Source organism: Arthrobacter humicola, from assembly GCF_022803015.1.
Taxonomy (GTDB): Bacteria; Actinomycetota; Actinomycetes; order Actinomycetales; family Micrococcaceae; genus Arthrobacter; species Arthrobacter humicola_A.
In genome coordinates this window covers 16,421-36,243 of record NZ_JAFKON010000008.1, presented here as the reverse complement: position 1 = coordinate 36,243, position 19,823 = coordinate 16,421, and the positions used below count along the sequence as shown (strand labels likewise).

The following is a 19,823-nucleotide window of genomic DNA, read 5'->3' as shown; positions in this document are numbered from 1 at the left end:
CATGGTGCGGAGCCCGCCGCCGTCGGCGGTCCGGCGCGAAGTGGCCGGCGTCAGGGTGACGGCGTCAGGGTGCCGGCGGCGTTGACGGCGTCACGGTGCCGGCGGCGCCGTCGACCGTAATGCTGTGGCCCGTGGCGATCCTCGACGTCGCGTCGGGGACCCCCACCACTGCGGGGATCCCGTATTCCCGGGCGACGACGGCGCCGTGGGAGTTGGGCCCGCCCATTTCCATCACGAGGCCGCCGGCCGTCAGAAACAACGGCGTCCAGCCCGGATCGGTGGACGGCGCCACGAGGATCTCGCCCGGTTCCAGGTGCGCGCCCTGGGGGTCCAGGATCACCCGGGCCCGGGCCGTGATGGTGCCGGCCGAGGCCGGTGTGCCGGAGAGCCGCCCCGCGCCGCCGTCAGAACCCGCCGGCCCCCTTCCGCCGGCTGTGGTCTGCACCGCCTCCGGCTCGGTGCCGTCCGAGAGCAGCACGCGGGGAATGTGCCGGCGGCCCAGTTCAGCCGCGTACGCCTCCCGACGCCGTGCCACGAGCCCCTGCAGCGCGGCGCCGCCGAGCCCCCGGTGCGCGTCAGCCAGGTCGAGGAAGAAGATATCGTCGGCCGCATCGAGGGCCCCGGCCGCGGCGAGTTCGGCCCCGACGGCTGCGAGCTGCTCCCGGACGGCGCCGAGCGCTTCCACGAGGTGGTACTTGGGCAGCTCCCGCAGCCCGGCGAACATCCGGGTCCGCCGCAGCGCGGCCCGGGCGAGTGCACCGCGAAGGCGGCTGCGCTGCGCCGCCGCTGCCACCAGCCGGGCCACCTGTGCCTCCGCCTCTCGGGCCGCCTTGCCGAACTGCCGGTCCGGGGCGAGCGCGGGATCATCCATGCGCAGATAGTTGGCCAGGACCCCGAGGATGTGGGTCGGGTCATCAGACCAGCGGGGCATGCCGACGTCGATCTCCGCCACGGCGCGGTGGCCGTACCGGCCCAGGAAGTCCCGCAGCCCCGACTGCACGACGCCGGGCAGGTCCCCCGCCCGGTAACGCCGGGCTATCTCGGGCAATGCGGCTTCCCCGAACACCGCCGCCGACGCCGGGTCGTTGCGGATGGCAGTAGCCAGCGACCACAGGTCCAGGTCCATTTCGGTGGTCACGTTGTTGGGCAGCCCCCGCAGGACTTCCTGCAGCGCCCCGTTCCCCGGTTTCCCGGCGAGTTTTCCGGCCACGGCCAGCAAGGCGAACCCCAGGGCGGGCAGCGGCAGGATCGCGGGAACCACGGGAAAGACATGCTGGCCAAGGATCCGCTCGATGTGGTCCAGGCGCTCCGTGGCGGTGGCGCCGGCGGGCACAGCGAGTGCCGCGCGGAGCTGTTCTCCCACACGGTCTGCCCGGCGCAGTGCCGCCTCGGGCCGGATGAGGCCGCGGATCAAGGTCTCCGGGACCTTCGCCCGCGCCGCCACCGGGGCGACGTGGCGCAGGAGCCCCCACGGCATTGTTGTGGTCACGGAGAACCGCGGATCGGCGAAAAGGTTGCGCAGCACGGTGGCCGAACGCGCCTCCATGACGTCAAACACGCGGGGGACAATGGCGCGCCCGGTCTGGCTCCGGAGAACCGGCGTGAGATCGAAGAAAATCCGCTGGCCTGCCTCCGCGTACGGCGCGGGCCCGTCACGGGGCACCGGCACCGGGAAATGCGCCGCCCCCGCAACCGAAGACGCAATCAGCCGGATGCCGGCGAGTCCCATCGGGGTGAGGGGCCGGGTCAGCCCCTGGGCCAGGCTGAAACATAAATACACGCGCGGCGTCGGCCCGGAGGGAGGCCGGTCCGGCATCGGATAGAGGGTGGTGATGGGCCTGGACTGCGTCAGCCACACGGCACCGTCCCGGCCGATGGCCCATTCGAGGTCCTGCGGCGAGCCGAAGTGCACCTCCGCACGGCGGCCCAGGAGCTCCAGTGCCGCCAGTTGGGCGTCGTCCAGGCTGGGCGCCAGCCCGGCGTCAGGTTGCGCCACCCGCTCGGTGCCGCCGCCGGGCAGGGGACGAATAATGATGCCCTTGTCCCCAATTCGCCGCTCAAGTATCCGTCCCGTGGTGCCGTCGAGCACGAAGTGGTCAGGGTTGACCGCCCCGGACACCACGGCCTCCCCCAGCCCCGGGCTGGCGTCGATGACGGCCTCGTGCCGCCGGCCGGTCACGGGATTGGCAGTGAACAGCACCCCGGCCACGGCCGCGTCCACCATGCGCTGGACCACCACGGCGAGGGCCACCGCCGAGGGCTCAATCCCCTGCACCGCGCGGTAGGTCACCGCGCGGTCTGTCCACAGCGAGGCCCAGCACCGGCGGACGGCAGCCAGCACGGCATCCGCCCCCACCACGTTCAGGAAAGTGTCCTGCTGGCCGGCGAAGCTGGCAAACGGCAGGTCTTCGGCGGTCGCGGAGGACCGCACAGCGACCGCCGTGTCGGAGCCCAGCGCCGCATAGGCGGCGCGCACGGCGGCGTCGATGGCGGCGGGGACATCGGCGTCGAGCACCAGCGCGCGGGCCTTCGCCGCGAGCGCCGCCAGCCCCGCCAGGTCGTCGGGGGCTGTTGCGGCGAGGGCGCGGTGCACGTCCGCCAGCGCCGGGGATGCCGTGGCGTCCAGATACGCACTGGTGGTCAGGCAGAAGCCGGCGGGCACCGGCAGGCCGGCGCGTGCCAGTTCGCCCAGGTTCGCCGCCTTCCCGCCGACGGTGGCCAGCATGTCCGGGCCAAAGCGTTCAAGGGCCAGGACCGGCCCGTCCTCGGCAGGGTCCGGCGTCCCGGGGTGCTCCATCCGTTAACCGTCCTTCCGACGCCGGGCCCGTCGCCTTCTAGGAGTCGCCGAGCATCGGGCCGAAGCTGGCTCTGTCCGCCAGCCGCGGGTCGTCGCGGTCCGGCACCACCATGACCGGGCCCTTGGCGTGGTGGAGGACGCCGTCAGACGTGGAGCCCAGCAGCATCCCGGTGAATCCGCCGCGCCCTCGGGTGCCGACCACCACGAGCTCCACGTGCCGGCTGGCGTCGACGAGGATGTCGACGGGCGAGCCGTCGACGAGCTGCGTCTCCACCTGCAGGGCGGGGAAGTAGCTCCGCAGCCAGGCCACGCCGGCGTCGAGCTGTACCTTGATGTCGGCGAACAGTGCGTCGCGGTCCATCGGGGTGGGCACCCATGCCAGCGAGCCGGTGTACTGCGGCACCGCGCACACCACGCGGAGCCGGGCGGAGAGCCGCTCGGCCTGCGCTGCGGCCTCCAGCACGGCGACGCGGGCCTGCTCGGAACCGTCGACACCGACGACCACGACGTTCTCCACCGGCTGGCTGCCCGACTTGGCACGTTCGGCGAGGACATGCTTGTCGTCTGTGGTTTCGCCCAGGCGGTCCGCGCAGATCAGCGGCACGGTCACGGTGGGGCACTTCGAGTGGGCGGGCAGCGCGCTGCTGACGGAGCCGAGCAGCCGGCCCACGAAGCCACCGCGGCCGCGGGTGCCGAAGACCAGAAGCTCCGCGGTTTCGCTGATTTCCAGCAGCACGCCGGACGCGTCCCCGTTTTCGACGGACGCGTCGACGTCGATGTTGTAGAACGCGATCTTGTCCATGGCGTGCTTGAGGATGGCTTCGGCGCCCTCGCGGATCACGGAGTCGTCCACCGTGGCGTAGCCGCCGTCGAGCCCGGAAGCGGCGAAGATCGGAACGGAATAGGCGGTCACGATGTGCAGCGGGCGGCGACGGCGTTCCGCCTCACGGGCCGCCCACACCAGGGCGCAGTGGCTGTGGTCCGAGCCGTCCACTCCCACGACGATTCCGCGGGGCGGCGCCGGCTCGCCACCGGTCTCCCATGCCGGGTCCGGATGCACCTGTTCACGGCCCATAGGGTCCGCCTCCTCGCGATTCTTGCCTGATGTTGCGGCTATTCTGCCAGAAGTACTGCCGCCCGGCGTCCACCGGCGAGGCGACCCGGAATCTGCGTGCAGGAACCCCTGATTTTCCTCACTATTCTCGGTTAATTGCGAACATTCAAGACGGCGGCAAGGCGTCCCCGGCCGCCCGCGGCGGAAGGATTTACGCAGAGTTAACACGCCGTTTCCCGGCCCCGAAATTCAGGCTTTTGAGCCGGTTTCCGCTGGAGCGGGGGCAAGGAAACCGCCGGAATCCGGGACCACAGCCAATGTCCTACCTCCCCTATCCACGGGCGGGAATCTTAGGTATCCTTCGAGGCATTGCTGAACCGAGACTGGTGTTCCAGAAAGCAGCCGCTGGGGCTGTGGAACCAGGCACGGGTTGGCGTCCGGGGTTTCCCCCGCGACTCGCACCATTTCAAGGAGGTACCCTGCAGTGTCGAGCATGCCTTTGTACGGCGGGATTGAGCGGACCACCGCCGTAGTCATCGGGACGGGGCTCTCCGGCTTGGCTGTGGCCAGCGAGCTCCAGCGCCGGGGCGTTGCGTCCATCATTGTGGACGGGCTCGACCTCCTGGGTGCCGGCCATCCGGCCAACACCTCCTCGCTTCAGCGCTGCGACGCGGCGGACGCCGCAAGCCTGAGGGAGCGCAATGAAATCCTGCGGCACCTGCGCAACTACGCCGCAAGCCACAAGCTTGACGTGCGGAACAACATCCGGGCCCTGCAGCTGGACCTCCTGGAGGCCGGCACGGACGGCTCACCCACCGAGAAGTGGGCCGTCCAGACCCCGGGCGGCGTCCTGCTGGCCGACCACCTTGTCCTGACCCGCTGCGCCCACAGCCAGCTGCGCCGCATGCTCTCGGAACTTGGCATGGCAGCCGGGCAGAACCTCATGGCGGCAATGCATGCTCTGGGAATGTACCTCGTGGGGGTGGGCGAGCTCATTACCCCGACGCCCAAGGAAGTCCTGCGCCAGGCCAAGGTGGTGGGACAGGCAATTTCCGCCAAGGTCCACCCGAACGGGATCCCCGCGCTGCTGCCCGGCGGCTTTGCCCTGGCCGCCCCCGCCTAGCACCGCTTTGGCCGCGTTGCCGGAGTCAGGTTGGCTTATTTCAGCCTTCGGTGTCGCCGCCCTCGTCCGGGGTGAGGCGGCGTTTCGCCATCAGGCCCAGGGCCACCAGGATGCCGACCCCGACGGCGACGAAGACCATGACGCTCCAGGGAAACTGCTGCGACCCGGCCGGCGCAGGGGCTGGCGCGGGCGTGGTCCCCGGCTGGGCGGTGCCCATCGTGGGGACCGCCGCAGCCGCCGTCGTGCCTGCCGCAGCCGCCGTCGCGGTGAAGGTGAAGCTGCCCTCGATCGGGTGGCCGTCGGAACTGGCCACCCGCCAGTGCACGGTGTACGGCCCCGCGGGGGCGCCGGACTTCAGCTTCTGCGCAGCGACGTTGTCCACGATTTCCACGGGACCGTCCGACCAGTTGGCGCCGGCGGCGTCATTGACCACGATCTGCGACCCCAGGGCAAGCGGATTGTGGTTGAACGTGACCGAGACCTGCTCCGGCGGTGCCGCGACGGTTGCTCCGGCAGCCGGGCTGGTGGACTCCGCGGTATCGTGCGCCGACGCCGGGCTCACTGCTCCCAGCAGGACGGCCACAAGGACGACGGCGCCCAGGAGGGCACTGCGAAGCTGGCGGATACGGCGCATGGGCAGGCTACTCCTAGTGTTGGCTTCCTTACAGACTAGGCGAAAACGCAGGGTTGGCCCTCGGGCGCCAAATAAGATATATGCAACACCCATCACTCCCGGAGGACTAATGCAAGACCTAATGCTCAAGCAGGGCTCGGCACTCGACCGGTATTTCAAGATATCCGAGCGGGGGTCGAACGTCTCGCGCGAGATCCGCGGAGGGTTCGCCACGTTCTTCGCCATGAGCTACATCGTGGTGCTGAATCCGCTGATCCTCTCCGGGCCGGACTCCTCGGGCGCCACGCTGGGCTTCCCCGCCGTCGCCGCCGTCACCGCGTTCGTGGCCGGCATCCTGACCATCCTCATGGGCGCGTGGGCCAAGCATCCCTTCGCCCTGGCCACCGGGCTCGGCGTGAACGCGTTCGTCGCCGTCACGGTGGCCACGAACCCCGGCCTGACCTGGCCGGACATGATGGGCCTGGTGATGCTCTCGGGCATCACCATGCTGATCCTGGTCCTCACCGGCTTCCGGACGGCCGTGTTCAAGGCCGTACCCGAGGGGCTGAAGACCGCGATCGTGGTGGGCATCGGCCTGTTCATCGCCCTGATCGGTCTCGTCAACGCGGGCTTCGTGCGCCGCGTCCCCGATGTCGCCGGCACCACCGTCCCGGTCGGCCTGGGCTTCGACGGCAAGCTCCTGGGCTGGCCGACCTTCGTGTTCGTCTTCGGCCTGATCCTGACCATCGCGCTGGTGGTCCGCAAGGTCAAGGGCGCCATCCTGATCGGCATCGTGGCCTCGACCATCCTGTCCGTGATCCTGGAATCCATCCTGCACATCGGGCCCAGCTTTGACGGCAAGACCCACAACCCGCAGGGCTGGTCCCTCGTGGCTCCGCAGTTCTCCGAGTGGACGGCCCCGGACCTGTCCCTGATCGGCAAGGCCAACCCCTTCGGCGCCTTTGAACACCTCGGCTTCGTCGCGGCGACCCTGCTGGCGTTCGTGATCCTGCTCAGTATCTTCTTCGACGCCATGGGCACGATGGTGGGACTGGCCACCGAGGCCGGCACCATCGACAAGGACGGCAACATCCCCGACGTCGACCGCGTGCTGCAGGTGGACGCCCTGGGCGCGATCATCGGCGGCGGCGCCTCCGTCTCCTCGAACCAGATCTACGTCGAGTCCGGTGCCGGCATCGGCGAAGGCGCACGCACCGGCCTGGCCTCCGTCGTCACCGGCCTGCTGTTCCTCGTGGCGATGTTCTTCACCCCGCTGATCAACCTCGTGCCGTTCGAGGCCGTGGCCCCCGCCCTCGTGGTCGTCGGCTTCATGATGGTCTCCCAGGTGGGCAAGATCGACTGGCAGGACTGGGGCATCGCGATTCCGGCCTTCCTGACCTTCACCCTCATGCCGTTCACGTACTCGATCGCCAACGGCCTGGGCGCTGGCTTCATCAGCTTCGTGCTGATCCGCCTTTTCGAGGGCCGGGCCCGCGAGGTGCACCCGCTCATGTGGGCCGTGGCGTCCGCGTTCCTGCTCTTCTTCGCGATCGGCCCGATCGAGGCCGCCCTGGGGATCCACTAACGCAGCCCCGCCCGCGGTCACGCCCGCCGGGTGGGCCACGCCCACCCGGCGTGGCCCACCCGGCGGCGTTTAAGCTCAGTTTCCGGGATTCCGGACAGTCCGACGGCGGCCCGGCTGGTTTTCCGGCCCGGGCTGCGGTGAGCTAGGGGCATGGTTTCTCCCGCGCTCCCCGTTGATGTCCCGCCCCACCCCTGGACCGGCAGGTTCGACGGCGACGGCGACGAACACCGGCGCTGGTGGCAGGCGGTGACCCCCTACGCTCCCGGCACGGTTCCGGCGGGTGTCCCTGCTGGGCGCCCCGCAGTCCTCCTCGGCTTCGGCAGCGACGCCGGGGTGCGTCGCAACAAGGGACGGACCGGCGCCGCGGCCGCCCCCGCGGCCATCCGGGCCGCGCTCGGCCCGCTCGCGTTCCACCTGACGCGCGCCGTGCACGACGCCGGCGACGTCACCGTGGCCGGGGACGCGCTCGAGGCAGGACAGGCCCGCGCCGGGCTCGCGATCACCAGTCTGCTCGACGCCGGCGGGCTTCCCGTGGTGCTCGGCGGCGGGCACGAGACCGCCTTTGCCAGCTATCTCGGCGTGGCCGGGTCGGCGGCCGTGCGCGAGGGCCTGAGCGTCGGCGTGCTGAACCTCGATGCCCACTTCGACCTCCGCGATGAGCCGGTGCCCAGCTCCGGCACGCCGTTCCTCCAGATGGCCCGCGCCGAAGCAGCCGCCGGCCGCGAACTGCGCTACGCCGTCGTCGGGATTTCCGAGCCGAACAACACCCGTACGCTGTTCCGGACGGCAGACGAGCTCGGCGTGGACTACCTGCTGGACGAGGACTGCTCGGCGGACGCCGCGCACGCGTTTGTGGCAGCCTTCCTGGCACAGGTGGACGCGGTGTACCTGACCATCGACCTGGACGTGCTGCCGGCCTCCGCGGCCCCCGGGGTGAGCGCTCCCGCGGCCTTTGGTGTGCCGCTGCCGGTGATCAGCGCCGTGTGCCGCCAGGTGGCCGCGAGCGGGAAGCTCCTGCATCTGGATATCGCCGAGCTGAACCCGGAGTTCGACATCGACGGCCGCACCGCCAAAGTGGCCGCCCGGCTGGTTAATACGCTGCTGGGATAGGCGGGGCGGCGGGAACGGTCAGCCGCCGCCTCAGATAGGCGTTTTCGGCGCCTTGCCCTCGTCGCCATGTTGCTGCACAGCCTTCCGTTCGCGTAGCCGGTCCAGCCGGTTCATGACGGGAGCCGTTGTCGCCCCATGCAACACGATGGACATCCCCACCACCAGGCCGATGAACGCCCACAATTCCTCGGCCTGGGCTCCAAAGTCGCCCTTGCTGAGCGCGTATGCGAGATAGTAGAGCGAGCCGATGCCGCGGATGCCGAAAAAGGCGATGGCGATCCGTTCCCGCGGGCCGGTCTTACCCCGGGCGAGGCCGGTCCAGCCGGCCAGCGGACGGACGAGCAGCAGGAACGCCAGCGCCACCAGAACCTCCGGCCAGCCAATGCCGGCCAGCAGGCCTCGTGCAATCGCGCCGCCCAGCAGCACCAGGATGACCACCGTCATGAGACGTTCGAGCTGCTCCACATAGGCGTGCATGACACGGTGAAACCCATGCGTGCGTTCAGCGGCCCGAATGGTCACGGCGCATACAAAGACGGCGATGAACCCGTAGCCTTCCAGCATTTCCGTCACCCCGTAAGCGAGGAACGTCGCCGCCAGCGCCACGAAGCCCTCCGAGTGGTTGGACAGCCGGATGCTGTCGCGGGCGGAGAAGAACAGCTGGCTCAACGCTTTCCCGGCCAGCCAGCCGACGAGTAGCCCCATGCCGATCCGCCACAGGACATCGGTGAGGAACCAGGGCCAAAACCACTCGGACGGCGCCGACCCGGACAGGCTGATGGCGATGGCCAGGTAGACAAACGGAAAGGCCAGCCCGTCATTCAGGCCTGCCTCGGAGGTGAGGCCGAAACGGATCTCGTCTTCGCCACGCTCGGTTTCGTGCTCGTCGTCGGCAGGCTCGCCCACCTGCACTTCAGAGGCCAGCACCGGGTCGGTTGGGGCGAGCGCGGCTGCGACCAGCAGTGCCGCGCCGAGCCCCAGCCCCAGCGCCCAGAGCCCCAGCAGGGTCAGTGCAACAATGCAGACCGGCATGGCGATCCCCAGCATCCGCCAGGTGGTGGACCATTCGCGTCGTCCCACGGGACGGTCGAGTGCGAGGCCCGCGCCCATCAGGGAAATGATGACGCAGACTTCCGTCACGTGGGTGGTGAACTCCCCATATTGCAGGGGATCTGGGGCCGGCAGGCCGGGGATGAATGTGAAGGCGAGTATGCCGGCGGCCAGGAAGACCATCGGCATGGACAGCGGCGCGTTTCGCAGCAGCTTGGGCAGGAGTGCGGCGGCGAAAACGGCCATGCCTGCCGCGGCAAAAACGATGCTGGGAGCCTCAAACACTGCGTGGTCCTCCTGCCCGGGCCCGGATGCCCGGGGGATGAGTCGGGGCCCCGTCCCTGTGGAACGGCGCCCCTCACCCAACGATACGCGTGAACGCGTAAAACCCGGCCAGCCTAGCTGCGGCGGACCTGCACGCCGTCGGACTGCAGGAAAAGCTGCGTTTCGGACGGCCCCTCGGGGACCAGCCAGAGCACATTCCCGCTTACCGAGACCTCTTCGACCTCACCGGCCGCAATGACCTGTGCGTGCTTGACAATTTCGACGCGTTCGCCGACCCGGAGGCCGCTCCAGTCGGAAACCGTAGCTGCGGATGCAAGGCGCCTGGACAGTACCGTGCCGCGTGCTTTCATAGAACTTTTACCCCTTTGTATGTGTTCTTTGCCACAACTTCGTTGGTGTGGACTCTCCATTTGTACTACAGTTCCCGGGCCCCCGCCGTCCGTGTCGCCAAAGATTTCGGGGGCGCCGGGAATTGTTCAGCTGCCCTGCATTTTGTTTCTTCTCAGGCGAGATTTCCGACGGCGGATTCGGCCGCCGCCCGGACCTTGCCCGAGGCCACGAGGACATCCGCCGCTTCGAGCTCCGGTGACAGGAACCTGTCGGTGCCCGGACCGTCGACGACGTCGCGCAGCGCGGCGATCACGGCCGCGCCCGCAGGTCCCGGCGTGAGTTCGCCGCCGGAGAGCTGGGTGCGGATGTCCAGCGCCCGGGCCGACGTCACCAGTTCGATCGCCAGGACCCGGCGCAGGTTCTCCACCGCGCGGCGGAGCTTGCGGGCCGCGTGCCAGCCCATGGAGACGTGGTCCTCCTGCATCGCCGAGCTCGGGATCGAGTCCACCGACGCCGGGACGGCCAGCCGCTTGTTGTCCGAAACCAGGCCGGCCTGCGTGTACTGGGCGATCATGAGGCCGGAGTCGACGCCGGGGTCCGAGGCCAGGAAGGCGGGCAGCCCGTGCGAGCGGGCCGGGTCCAGCATCCGGTCGGTCCGGCGCTCGGCGATGGAGCTCAGGTCCGCGACGGCGATCGCCAGGAAGTCCAGCACGTAGGCCACCGGGGCGCCGTGGAAGTTGCCGTTGGAGCTGACCCGGCCGTCGGGCAGGACCACCGGGTTGTCGATCGCGGCGGCCAGTTCGCGGGAGGCGACCAGAGCGGCATGGTCCACGGTGTCGCGGACGGCGCCGGCCACCTGGGGTGCGCAGCGCAGCGAGTAGGCGTCCTGGACCTTCGTGTCGTTGATCCGGTGCGAGGCCACGATCGGGGAGTTGGACAGCACACGGAGCATGTTGTCCGCGGCGGCGGCCTGGCCCGGGTGCGGGCGCAGCGCCGCGTGCAGCTCCGGCAGGAACACCTGGTCGGTGCCGAGCAGCGCCTCGACGCTGAGGGCGGCGGTGATGTCCGCCGTCGTAAGCAGCTGGCGGATGTCCGCGATGGCCATCAGCAGCATGCCGAGCATGCCCTCGGTGCCGTTGACGAGGGCCAGGCCCTCCTTTTCGGCCAGCGTGACCGGTTCGATGCCGTGCGCGGCGAGGAGCTCGGCGACCGGGCGGGCATCCTTGCTCCCGTACAGCGTGCCGTCGGGGCCGGTCGCCTCGCCTTCGCCCATCAGGACCAGGGCGCAGTGGGACAGCGGCGCGAGGTCGCCCGAGCAGCCGAGGGAGCCGAATTCGCGGACCACCGGGGTGATGCCGGCGTTGAGCACGTCCACCATGGTCTGCAGCACCACCGGGCGGACGCCGGTGCGGCCGGAGGCCAGGGTCTTGGCGCGCAGGAACATGATGCCGCGGACCACTTCGCGTTCCACGGCCGGGCCCATGCCGGCGGCGTGGCTGCGGATCAGGGATTTCTGCAGCTGGGTGCGCAGCTCGTTGGGGATGTGCCGGTTGGCCAGCGCCCCGAAGCCGGTGGAGATCCCGTAGGCCGGGACCTCGCTGTGGGCGAGGTCGTCGATGTGGGCGCGGACCTTGGCGACGGCGTCCAGGGCGTCCTGGGCGATGGTGACGTGGGCGTCGTGGCGGGCGACGGCGACGACGTCCTCGGGGGTGACACCGCTGGAGCCGAGGGTGACGGTGAGCGGTTCGTGGGTTGTAACAGTCATTGTGAAGTCCTACTTCTTTTCGTTCATGGGGATGCGGACGCCGCGTTCCTTGGCGACTTCGACGGCGCGGTCGTAGCCGGCGTCGGCGTGGCGGATGACGCCCATGCCGGGATCGTTGGTCAGGAGGCGCGCGAGCTTTTCCGCGGCGAGGTCGGTGCCGTCGGCAACGGAGACCTGGCCGGCGTGGATGGAGCGGCCGATGCCGACCCCGCCGCCGTGGTGGATGGAAACCCAGGTGGCGCCGGAGGCCGTGTTGAGAAGGGCGTTGAGCAGCGGCCAGTCGGCGATCGCGTCGGAGCCGTCGGCCATGGCCTCGGTCTCGCGGTATGGGGAGGCGACGGAGCCGGAGTCGAGGTGGTCGCGGCCGATCACGATGGGCGCCTTGACCTTGCCCTCCTTGACGAGCTGGTTGAACAGCAGGCCGGCCTTGGCGCGTTCGCCATAGCCGAGCCAGCAGATGCGGGCCGGCAGGCCTTCGAACTCGACCCGTTCGGCGGCGGCATCGAGCCAGCGGTGCAGGTGCTTGTTCTCGGGGAAGAGCTCTTTGATGGCCTTGTCTGTGACTGCGATGTCCTCGGGGTCACCGGAGAGGGCCACCCAGCGGAACGGGCCGAGGCCCTCGCAGAACAGCGGCCGGATGTAGGCCGGGACGAAGCCGGGGAATTCGAAGGCGCGGTTGTAGCCGCCCTTGCGGGCCTCGTCACGGATGGAGTTGCCGTAGTCGAAGACCTCGGCGCCGGCGTCCTGGAACTCGACCATCGCCTGGACGTGCTTGGCCATCGAGGCCTGGGCCTTCTTGGTGAAGCCTTCGGGATCGGCCGCGGCCTCGCTGTGCCATTCCTCGACCGTGATGCCCTCGGGCAGGTAGCTCAGGGGGTCGTGCGCGGAAGTCTGGTCAGTGACGATGTCGACGGTGAGCTCGCCGGCGTTGTGGCGGCGCAGGATCTCGGGGAAGACCTCGGCGGCGTTGCCGACGTAGCCCACGGACCAGCCGCGGCGCTCTTCCTTGGCCTTCAGGACCTTGGCGATCGCGGCGTCGAGATCAGTTTCAACCTCGTCGAGGTAACGCTTCCCGGCCCGGCGGCGCAGGCGGGTCTCGTCGACGTCGACAATCAGGCAGGCGCCGTCGTTCAGGGTGACGGCGAGCGGCTGGGCGCCGCCCATACCGCCGCAGCCGCCGGTGAGGGTCAGGGTGCCGGCGAGCGTGCCGTTCTCGTCCCCGGTGAGCTTACGGGCGATCGCGGCGAAGGTCTCGAACGTGCCCTGCAGGATGCCCTGCGTGCCGATATAGATCCAGGACCCGGCGGTCATCTGGCCGTACATCATCAGGCCCTCGGCCTCGAGCCGGCGGAACTCGGGCCAGTTCGCCCAGTCGCCGACGAGGTTGGAGTTGGCCAGCAGCACGCGCGGTGCCCATTCGTTGGTGCGGAAGACGCCGACCGGCTTGCCGGACTGGACCAGCAGGGTCTCGTCCTTTTCCATGGTTTCCAGGGTGCGGGTGATGGCGTCGAACGCGGCCCAGGACCGGACGGCGCGGCCGGTGCCGCCGTAGACCACCAGGTCATCGGGGCGCTCGGCGACCTCGGGGTCGAGGTTGTTCATGAGCATGCGCAGCGGGGCTTCCGTCTGCCAGCTCTTGGCGGTGAGCTCGGTGCCGCGGGCTGCTTTGACCGGGCGGGCACCGGTAGTGAAATCGGCGGGTGCCATGAGGGTCTCCTTTGTCGCTGGATATGTGGCCGGATGATGTCTGTTCGGACTGGTGTCCTGGTGTATCCGGAGGAATGAGGTTCTGTATCAACTAAAGCCCCTTCGCGGCCGCGGAAACAGGCCTGCCGGAGGGGTGCTGTCCGGGATTCCAGACCCTTCCCCTCCCCCGTTGCGCTGTCACTTCCGGTTGCTAAAAAGGGCGAATGGGAGCCCTAAGTGACAGCGCAACCGGGGGTGGGCTGGGGTGGGACGGGGCAACCGGTCAGGCGGGGCGGCCGTGGATCCGGACCGAGAGCTCGTTGGCGACCTTCTGGACCCGGGCGGCCAGGACCGGCCACTGATCCGCGGGCAGCTTGTCCTCCAGGAACGTCACGGCGACGGCGGCGGTGGGCCACCCTACGTGGTCGGTCACGGCGGCGGCGATCGAACCGAATCCGGGCGTGACCTCGCCGTGTTCGGTGGCGTAGCCGCGCTGGCGGACCTGGTCCAGATGCGAAGACAGCGCGGAGTACTTCATGATGGGCGATTCGGTTTCGTGGCGGGCCGTGAAGGCGGCAGCGTTCGGGTACAGCGCCCGCACCTGCGACTTCGGCAGCGCGGCGAGGATGGCCCGCCCGCTGGCCGTGAGATGGCTGGGCAGCCGGACGCCGACGTCGGTCACCAGGGACGGCCGGTTCTTGGCCCGCTCCTCCACGATGTAGAGCACGTCGCGGCCGTGCAGCACCGCCAGGTGCGCGCTTTCGCCGATCACGTCCACGAGCGAGGCGAGCATTGGCCGGCCCAGCCGGGACAGCGGCTCCTGCCGGGAATAGGCCGAGCTGAGCTCGAATGCGCTGATGCCCAGGCCGTAGCGCTGCTCCTCGTGCAGGTGCAGCACGAAGCCGTTCGCCTCCATCACGCCGAGCAGGTGGTAGACGCTGGAGCGCGGCAGTCCCAGCGCGGTGGCAATGTTCGACGCCGCCATCGGCCCGCGCCGGGAGGCCAGCAGCTTGAGGATGCGCAGCGTGTTCTCGGCGGCCGGCACCTTCGACGCCGCCTTGGTTCCGGCGGCCCGGTGGACGGCCTTGGGGGCGGCCGTGTCAGGCGCTGCGGACAACGTGGCGGCGGCGGAGCTCACTGCGGTGCTGGTGGGTGGCATTGATCCTCTTCACGGTCGGGCGGTGTCCGGTATCCCGTACTTAAGCATGCGCCCGGCGGCGGTCAACCGACAGCCTCCCACAGGAACGGCTGTCTGGAATGCCGGACAAGTGCCACGTTCCGATGGCGGGCCTTCCGCCCCTAGCCCGGACCGACGCCCGGTGTTCCGATGAACGTGGGCGCCGGCTTTCCGGTGCGTGCCCCGCCATCGGACCCCGCCATAGGAGCGAGCCCGTCGCCGGCTGAGCCCAGCCCGTAAGGTCCCGGAGGGAAAGGCACAGACGTGAATGCAGCGCTGTCGGGCAGGGTCGCCCTGGTTGCCGGGGCCACCCGGGGCGCGGGGCGCGGCACCGCCGTCGCACTCGGCGAGGCCGGAGCGGTGGTGTACTGCACCGGGCGCACCACCTCCGGCCACCGTTCCGACTACAACCGGGCCGAGACGATCGAGGAGACGTCCGCTCTCGTCGACGCCGCGGGCGGCACTGGAATCGCCGTCGAGGTCGATCACCGCCAGGCCGCCGAGGTGGAAGCCCTCGTGCAGCGGATCGACGCCGAGCAGGGCCGGCTGGACATCCTTGTCAACGACATCTGGGGCGGCGAGGACTTCATCGAATGGAACACTCCGCTCTGGGCCCACGATCTGAATGCCGGGCTGCAGATGCTCCGCCTCGGCCTGGACACCCACCTCATTACGAGCCACTTCGCGCTGCCGCTGCTCACCCGCCGCCCCGGCGGCCTGGTGGTGGAGATGACCGACGGCACGCGCGAGTACAACGCAGAGCACTACCGGGTCTCCGTGTTTTACGACCTCGTCAAGACCGCGGTGCTCCGCCTGGCGTTCAGCCAGGCGGAGGAGCTGAGATCCTCCGGCTGCGCGGCGGTGGCGCTGACGCCCGGCTGGATGCGTTCGGAGATGATGCTCGAACACTTTGGCGTCACCGAGGCAAACTGGCGGGAGGCCGCCGGGACGCAACCGCACTTCGCCGCGATCTCGGAAAGCCCGCTGTTCGTCGGGCGTGCGGTCGCGGCCCTGGCGGCGGACCCCAACGTGCTCGGCCGCACGGGCGGCTCGTATTCGTCCGGCGCGCTGGCCCGCGAGTACGGCTTCACCGACACCGACGGCTCGCAGCCGGACTGTTGGAGGTACCTCGTTGAGGTCCAGGAAGCAGGACTCGACGCCGATGCCGCCGGATACCGCTGACATCCGCCCCTTCCTGGTCACGGACAACCGGCGGCAGGACGGACTACGATCGGTTCATGAAGCACACGTGGGAAGCTTCCGCGGACGGCATCATGGCTCTTCCGTCCGGCCGGCTCGTTCGTGGCCGCGGCCTGCACTACCCCCTTCCGGCCGGGCCGTTTCCCGAGTTCGGCGTGTATTTGCTGGGCAAGCAGCCGCCGCCCGTGGGGTGGGAGTCCCGATGGGTGCCCTGGCCCGACCTTCGGCTGCCTGTCGACCAGCCGGACGCCCTGGAGGCGTTCCGGGAGGCCTGGCGCCGGGCCGAGGCCGAACGGGTTGAAGTGGCCTGCTGGCGCGGGATCGGCAGGACCGGCACTGCGCTGGCCTGCATCGCGATCCTGGACGGAGTCCCGCCCGGCCAGGCTGTGTCCTACGTCCGCCGCCAGTACCGGCGCCGGACAGTGGAAACCCCGTGGCAGCGGCAGTACGTCGCCCGCTTCCCGGCCGGCACACCGTAGGCGGCGGCTAAGGCCTGACCGCTCCGGCTCAAACGGTGACGACGGCCTGCCCGCGGAGGTGTCCATCACGCAGGTCCCGGATTGCCGCCGGCGCGTCCGCCAGGGCGTAGCTCTTGCCGATGACCGGGGTCACCGCGCCCGCCTCGATGAGCCCGGTCAGGAACCGGAGGTCCTCCGCCCGCTCTGCGGCCATGACGCCCCTGAGCCGCTGGCCGACAAACACGGAGAGCAGCCCGGCGCCGAGCGAGCGTTGAAATCCGCCCGTCAGCCGCCCTCCGCCTTCCCCGCCGACGATCGCGAGCGTGCCCTTCGGCTTGAGCGCCCGCCGCAGGACGGTGAGCGGGCGGTTGCCGGCGGTGTCCACAATGAGGTCGAATTGCCGGGATCCGTCTGCGAAATCGTCATGTGTGTAGTCGATGACGTGGTCCGCGCCGATCGAGCGGACCAGATCGGTTTTCGCGGTGCTGCACACCCCCGTCACCTGCGCCCCGAACGCCTTGGCGAGCTGCACCGCGTACGCGCCGACACCGCCGGCCGCGCCGATGACGAGGACCTCCTGCCCGGCCTGGATCCTGCCGGCGTTCCGGAGCGCCTGCAGGGCAGTGACGGCCGAGATCGGGACGGCGGCGGCCTGTTCGAAGCTGAGGTTTTTCGGCTTCAGCGCGAGCCGGCCTTCCTTCGCGCACGCGTATTCGGCGAAGGATCCCTCACAGGTGCCGTACACCTCATCCCCGGTCCGGAAGCCGACAATATTCCGGCCGACAGCCTCCACCCGGCCGGCCACGGCCCGGCCCCGGATGCGGGTCTTCGGTTTCCTGAGCCCGTAGCCGACCACGCGGGTCAGGTACGGGAGGCCCGTCATGAGGTGCCAGACACCCTGGTCGACACCGGCTGCCCGGACCCGGATCAGCACATCGTCGTCGCCGGGCACGGGGGCGTCGACCTCGCGCAGTTCCAGCACTTCAACGGAACCGTAAACATCCTGGACGATCGCTTTCATGGTGCTTCTCCTTCAAAGTCGGGGTATTGGAAGACGTCATCGAGGGGAACTTTGAGGACGTGGGCAATGTGGAACGCCAGCTCAAGCGACGGCGAGTACCGGCCCTGTTCGATCGCGATGACCGTCTGGCGGGTCACGCCGATACGGTCGGCGAGCTCCGCCTGGGTCAGCTCTCCGTTTTCGAAACGCAGGCGACGGATGGAGTTCGTGACCCGGGTCGGCTTCACCACGGCTGGAAGCCTTTGCGATAGGCGACCACCTTGGCCACGGATCCGAGGATCGCGGACAGGACGAAGGCCAGGTAGATGACGTTGGCGATCCAGAAGTGGTCGAGCTCGGCCATGGCCAGGAGGAGCGCCGCCACGGCCCCGACGACGAGGAAGGACTGGCCGATGTATTCGCCGAAGCGGTAAATCTCCTTGTCCCGCTGATCCTTCATGCCGGCGTCCTTGGCGGACAGGGCCCGGATCACCAGGTGAAGCACGATCGAAAGGCCGATCGAGGCGCCGACTGTCCACAGCAGCGGCGCCACATACGGCACTTCCGTGAGCGGCATGGTGCCGGCCAGGCCAAAAACGACGGCGAGGTACACGGCGTAGGTTGCGGCCGCGAGCACCCCCATGATCCAGGCGCTCTTTTCTTCAAATGACATCTGCCGCTCCAGCGCAACCAAGGCAATGTAAAACAAACCTGACATCCCAAAAGTAAAGAAAACCTGACAAGGTGTCAAGAGTTTTCGACTCGCCTGGGGTTTGAGTTCGACGGCGGCGTGCGCGGGCGCCGCTCATGCCGCGGCTCCGCACATGGTCCCCGCGCGGAGTTTCCCCACCTTTGCAACCACGACGCCGGGACGCGCCGCCTTCGCGGGACCACACGCCGTCGGGCGCTGCCATAGGTGGGGAATCCCGGCAGAGGGAGCGCCGCACAGTCTGAAATCAAAGACACGAAGTTCCCGTGAGACTCCTCACAGCAAGGCCGGACGTGGTCTGCTGGATGGCGATCCCCCTCCCAATGACGAGAAGGTATTCGCATGCAACAAGCCCAAACCGCCACGAAGGCGGCTCCTGCCGAGGCCGGCACCGGCAGCGCTGCCACCGCCGTCGGCGCAGCCGTCGACTCCGTACTCAGCCGGGGACTCAACGTCCGCCACATCCGCTTCATGGCGCTGGGCTCGGCGATCGGCACGGGGCTGTTCTACGGCTCCGCCTCCGCCATCCAGAAGGCCGGGCCCGCCGTCCTGCTGGCCTACATGATCGGCGGCGCCGCGGTCTTCATGGTGATGCGTGCCCTCGGCGAAATGGCGGTGCGGCATCCGGTGTCCGGGTCCTTCGGCCAGTACGCGAGCCGCTACCTGGGACCGCTGGCCGGGTTTGTGACGGGCTGGACCTATGTCTTTGAGATGGCGATCGTGGCCATCGCGGATGTCACGGCGTTCAGCATCTACATGGGATTCTGGTTCCCCGGCGTGGAGCGCTGGGTCTGGATCCTGGCCATCATCTTCTTCCTGGCCGCCCTGAACCTGCTCAGCGTCAAGGTGTTCGGCGAGCTGGAATTCTGGTTCTCCCTGATCAAGGTGGCGGCCATCATCGCCATGATCGCGGGCGGGGCTGCGATCATCGTCTTCGGCTTCCAGGCCGGCGGCGCCACCGTGGCACCAGGGCTCGGCAACCTCGTGGACCACGGAGGCCTGTTCCCCAACGGGTTCGAAGGACTCCTTGCCTCCTTCGCCGTGGTGATGTTCGCGTTTGGCGGCGTGGAGACCCTCGGCATCACCGCAGGTGAGGCCGCCGATCCGAAAAAGGTCATCCCCAAGGCCGTCAACACCGTGCCCGTCCGGGTCCTGCTGTTCTATGTGCTGACCCTCGGCGTGCTGATGAGCCTGTTCCCGTGGGACGAAATTGGCAGCAACGGCAGCCCCTTCGTGCAGATCTTCAGCGGCCTGGGCATCCCGGCCGCACCCCACATCCTCAACGCCGTGGTGATCACGGCGGCGCTCTCGGCAGTCAACAGCGACATCTTCGGCGCCGGCCGGATCCTCTTCGGCCTGGCCCGGCAGGGCCACGCACCGGCGAGCTTCGGCAAGGTTTCCCGTCACGGGGTGCCGTGGATGACGGTGGTGATGATGACCGGCATCCTGCTGGTGGGGGTGGTGCTGAACGCCGTGATCCCGGAAGACGTCTTCCTGCTGATCGCCTCGATCGCCACCTTCGCGACCGTGTGGGTCTGGGCCATGATCCTGGCCTCCCATGTCGCCATGAAACGCGAGATCGCCCGCAAGTCCCTGCCGGCGTCGGAGTTCCCGTCACCGTGGTGGCCCGCCGCCTCCATACTGACCATCGCGTTCATGGCCCTGGTGATCGTGATTCTCGGCGCCTTCGAGGACACCCGGGTGGCGCTGTACGTGGGCGCCGCCTGGCTGGGCGTCCTGGTACTCGCTTACCGCCTCTGGGTCCGCGGCCACGGCCGGGCGCGGGCGGAACTGGTCGACGAAACCGCCCAGCTCCCGCAAGTTCCCGCCGGGCGGTGATAGTGCCTCGCCCCCAAGGGATTAAGACGCTCCCGGGGGTGC

At 69.2% G+C, this 19,823-nt stretch carries 17 protein-coding genes; 6 read left to right on the top strand and 11 right to left on the bottom strand.

All coding sequences use genetic code 11. The features are described 5' to 3' along the window. Nucleotides 1-64: 64 nt before the first annotated feature. Complete coding sequence (locus tag ARTB_RS15500; RefSeq protein WP_243181354.1) at nt 65-2,797, bottom strand: PEP/pyruvate-binding domain-containing protein; 2,733 nt, start codon at nt 2,795-2,797, stop codon at nt 65-67. A gap of 37 nt (nt 2,798-2,834) precedes the next feature. Beyond that, nucleotides 2,835-3,872 carry a universal stress protein gene (locus tag ARTB_RS15495; protein WP_243181353.1) on the bottom strand — a complete coding sequence of 346 codons (1,038 nt, stop codon included), beginning with the start codon at nt 3,870-3,872 and terminating at the stop codon, nt 2,835-2,837. A 472-nt stretch (nt 3,873-4,344) separates the two neighbouring features. Between ARTB_RS15495 and ARTB_RS15490 the strand changes: the two genes are divergently transcribed. Beyond that, complete coding sequence (locus ARTB_RS15490; RefSeq protein WP_043436212.1) at nt 4,345-4,974, top strand: FAD-binding protein; 630 nt, start codon at nt 4,345-4,347, stop codon at nt 4,972-4,974. 40 nt (nt 4,975-5,014) lie between these two features. Here ARTB_RS15490 and ARTB_RS15485 read toward each other — a convergent pair whose 3' ends face one another. Continuing rightward, a complete protein-coding gene (locus tag ARTB_RS15485; RefSeq protein WP_243181352.1) occupies nt 5,015-5,608 on the bottom strand; it encodes a copper resistance CopC family protein in 594 nt (197 codons plus the stop codon). 121 nt (nt 5,609-5,729) lie between these two features. On the opposite strand from ARTB_RS15485, the gene ARTB_RS15480 reads away from it, so the two are divergent. Both ARTB_RS15480 and hutG read left to right on the top strand, forming a co-directional pair. Continuing rightward, complete coding sequence (locus tag ARTB_RS15480; RefSeq protein ID WP_028277143.1) at nt 5,730-7,172, top strand: NCS2 family permease; 1,443 nt, start codon at nt 5,730-5,732, stop codon at nt 7,170-7,172. Nucleotides 7,173-7,322: 150 nt separating this feature from the next. Next, a complete protein-coding gene (hutG, locus tag ARTB_RS15475; protein WP_243181351.1) occupies nt 7,323-8,282 on the top strand; it encodes a formimidoylglutamase in 960 nt (319 codons plus the stop codon). 30 nt (nt 8,283-8,312) lie between these two features. Here the strand turns inward: hutG and ARTB_RS15470 are convergent, their stop codons facing one another. From ARTB_RS15470 to ARTB_RS15450, 5 genes are all read right to left on the bottom strand, one after another. Beyond that, on the bottom strand, nt 8,313-9,617 hold the full coding sequence (locus tag ARTB_RS15470) for a cation:proton antiporter (RefSeq protein ID WP_243181350.1): 1,305 nt from the start codon (nt 9,615-9,617) through the stop codon (nt 8,313-8,315). Between the two features lie 113 nt (nt 9,618-9,730). Continuing rightward, nucleotides 9,731-9,967: a hypothetical protein gene (locus ARTB_RS15465; RefSeq protein WP_243181349.1), complete on the bottom strand. Its 237-nt coding sequence runs from the start codon at nt 9,965-9,967 to the stop codon at nt 9,731-9,733. A 152-nt stretch (nt 9,968-10,119) separates the two neighbouring features. Then, the gene (hutH, locus tag ARTB_RS15460; protein ID WP_243181348.1) at nt 10,120-11,712 is read right to left on the bottom strand and encodes a histidine ammonia-lyase; all 1,593 of its coding nucleotides are present in this window, start codon (nt 11,710-11,712) and stop codon (nt 10,120-10,122) included. A gap of 9 nt (nt 11,713-11,721) precedes the next feature. Further along, complete coding sequence (gene hutU / locus ARTB_RS15455) at nt 11,722-13,419, bottom strand: urocanate hydratase (RefSeq protein WP_243181347.1); 1,698 nt, start codon at nt 13,417-13,419, stop codon at nt 11,722-11,724. Between the two features lie 262 nt (nt 13,420-13,681). Continuing rightward, nucleotides 13,682-14,557, bottom strand: a complete 876-nt coding sequence (locus ARTB_RS15450) for an IclR family transcriptional regulator (RefSeq protein ID WP_243181346.1) — start codon at nt 14,555-14,557, stop codon at nt 13,682-13,684. Between the two features lie 282 nt (nt 14,558-14,839). On the opposite strand from ARTB_RS15450, the gene ARTB_RS15445 reads away from it, so the two are divergent. Both ARTB_RS15445 and ARTB_RS15440 read left to right on the top strand, forming a co-directional pair. Continuing rightward, nucleotides 14,840-15,757, top strand: coding sequence for an SDR family oxidoreductase (locus ARTB_RS15445; RefSeq protein ID WP_243181345.1), 918 nt, complete (start codon nt 14,840-14,842; stop codon nt 15,755-15,757). A gap of 56 nt (nt 15,758-15,813) precedes the next feature. Continuing rightward, nucleotides 15,814-16,254: a protein-tyrosine phosphatase family protein gene (locus ARTB_RS15440; protein ID WP_028277136.1), complete on the top strand. Its 441-nt coding sequence runs from the start codon at nt 15,814-15,816 to the stop codon at nt 16,252-16,254. 28 nt (nt 16,255-16,282) lie between these two features. On the opposite strand, the gene ARTB_RS15435 is transcribed toward ARTB_RS15440, so the two are convergent. The 3 genes from ARTB_RS15435 to ARTB_RS15425 are packed head-to-tail and all read right to left on the bottom strand — an operon-like array spanning nt 16,283 to nt 17,906. Beyond that, on the bottom strand, nt 16,283-17,254 hold the full coding sequence (locus tag ARTB_RS15435) for an NAD(P)-dependent alcohol dehydrogenase (RefSeq protein WP_243181344.1): 972 nt from the start codon (nt 17,252-17,254) through the stop codon (nt 16,283-16,285). Then, nucleotides 17,251-17,484 (bottom strand): helix-turn-helix transcriptional regulator, encoded by a 234-nt coding sequence (locus ARTB_RS15430; protein ID WP_028277135.1) that lies wholly within the window; start codon nt 17,482-17,484, stop codon nt 17,251-17,253. The genes ARTB_RS15435 and ARTB_RS15430 overlap by 4 nt, the downstream gene beginning before the upstream one ends. Then, nucleotides 17,478-17,906, bottom strand: coding sequence for a hypothetical protein (locus ARTB_RS15425; RefSeq protein WP_243181343.1), 429 nt, complete (start codon nt 17,904-17,906; stop codon nt 17,478-17,480). Before ARTB_RS15425 ends, ARTB_RS15430 begins: the two co-directional genes overlap by 7 nt. Nucleotides 17,907-18,284: 378 nt before the next feature. On the opposite strand from ARTB_RS15425, the gene ARTB_RS15420 reads away from it, so the two are divergent. Continuing rightward, entirely contained in the window at nt 18,285-19,781 is a 1,497-nt protein-coding gene (locus ARTB_RS15420; RefSeq protein ID WP_243181342.1) for an amino acid permease, read from the top strand. Nucleotides 19,782-19,823: the final 42 nt, after the last annotated feature.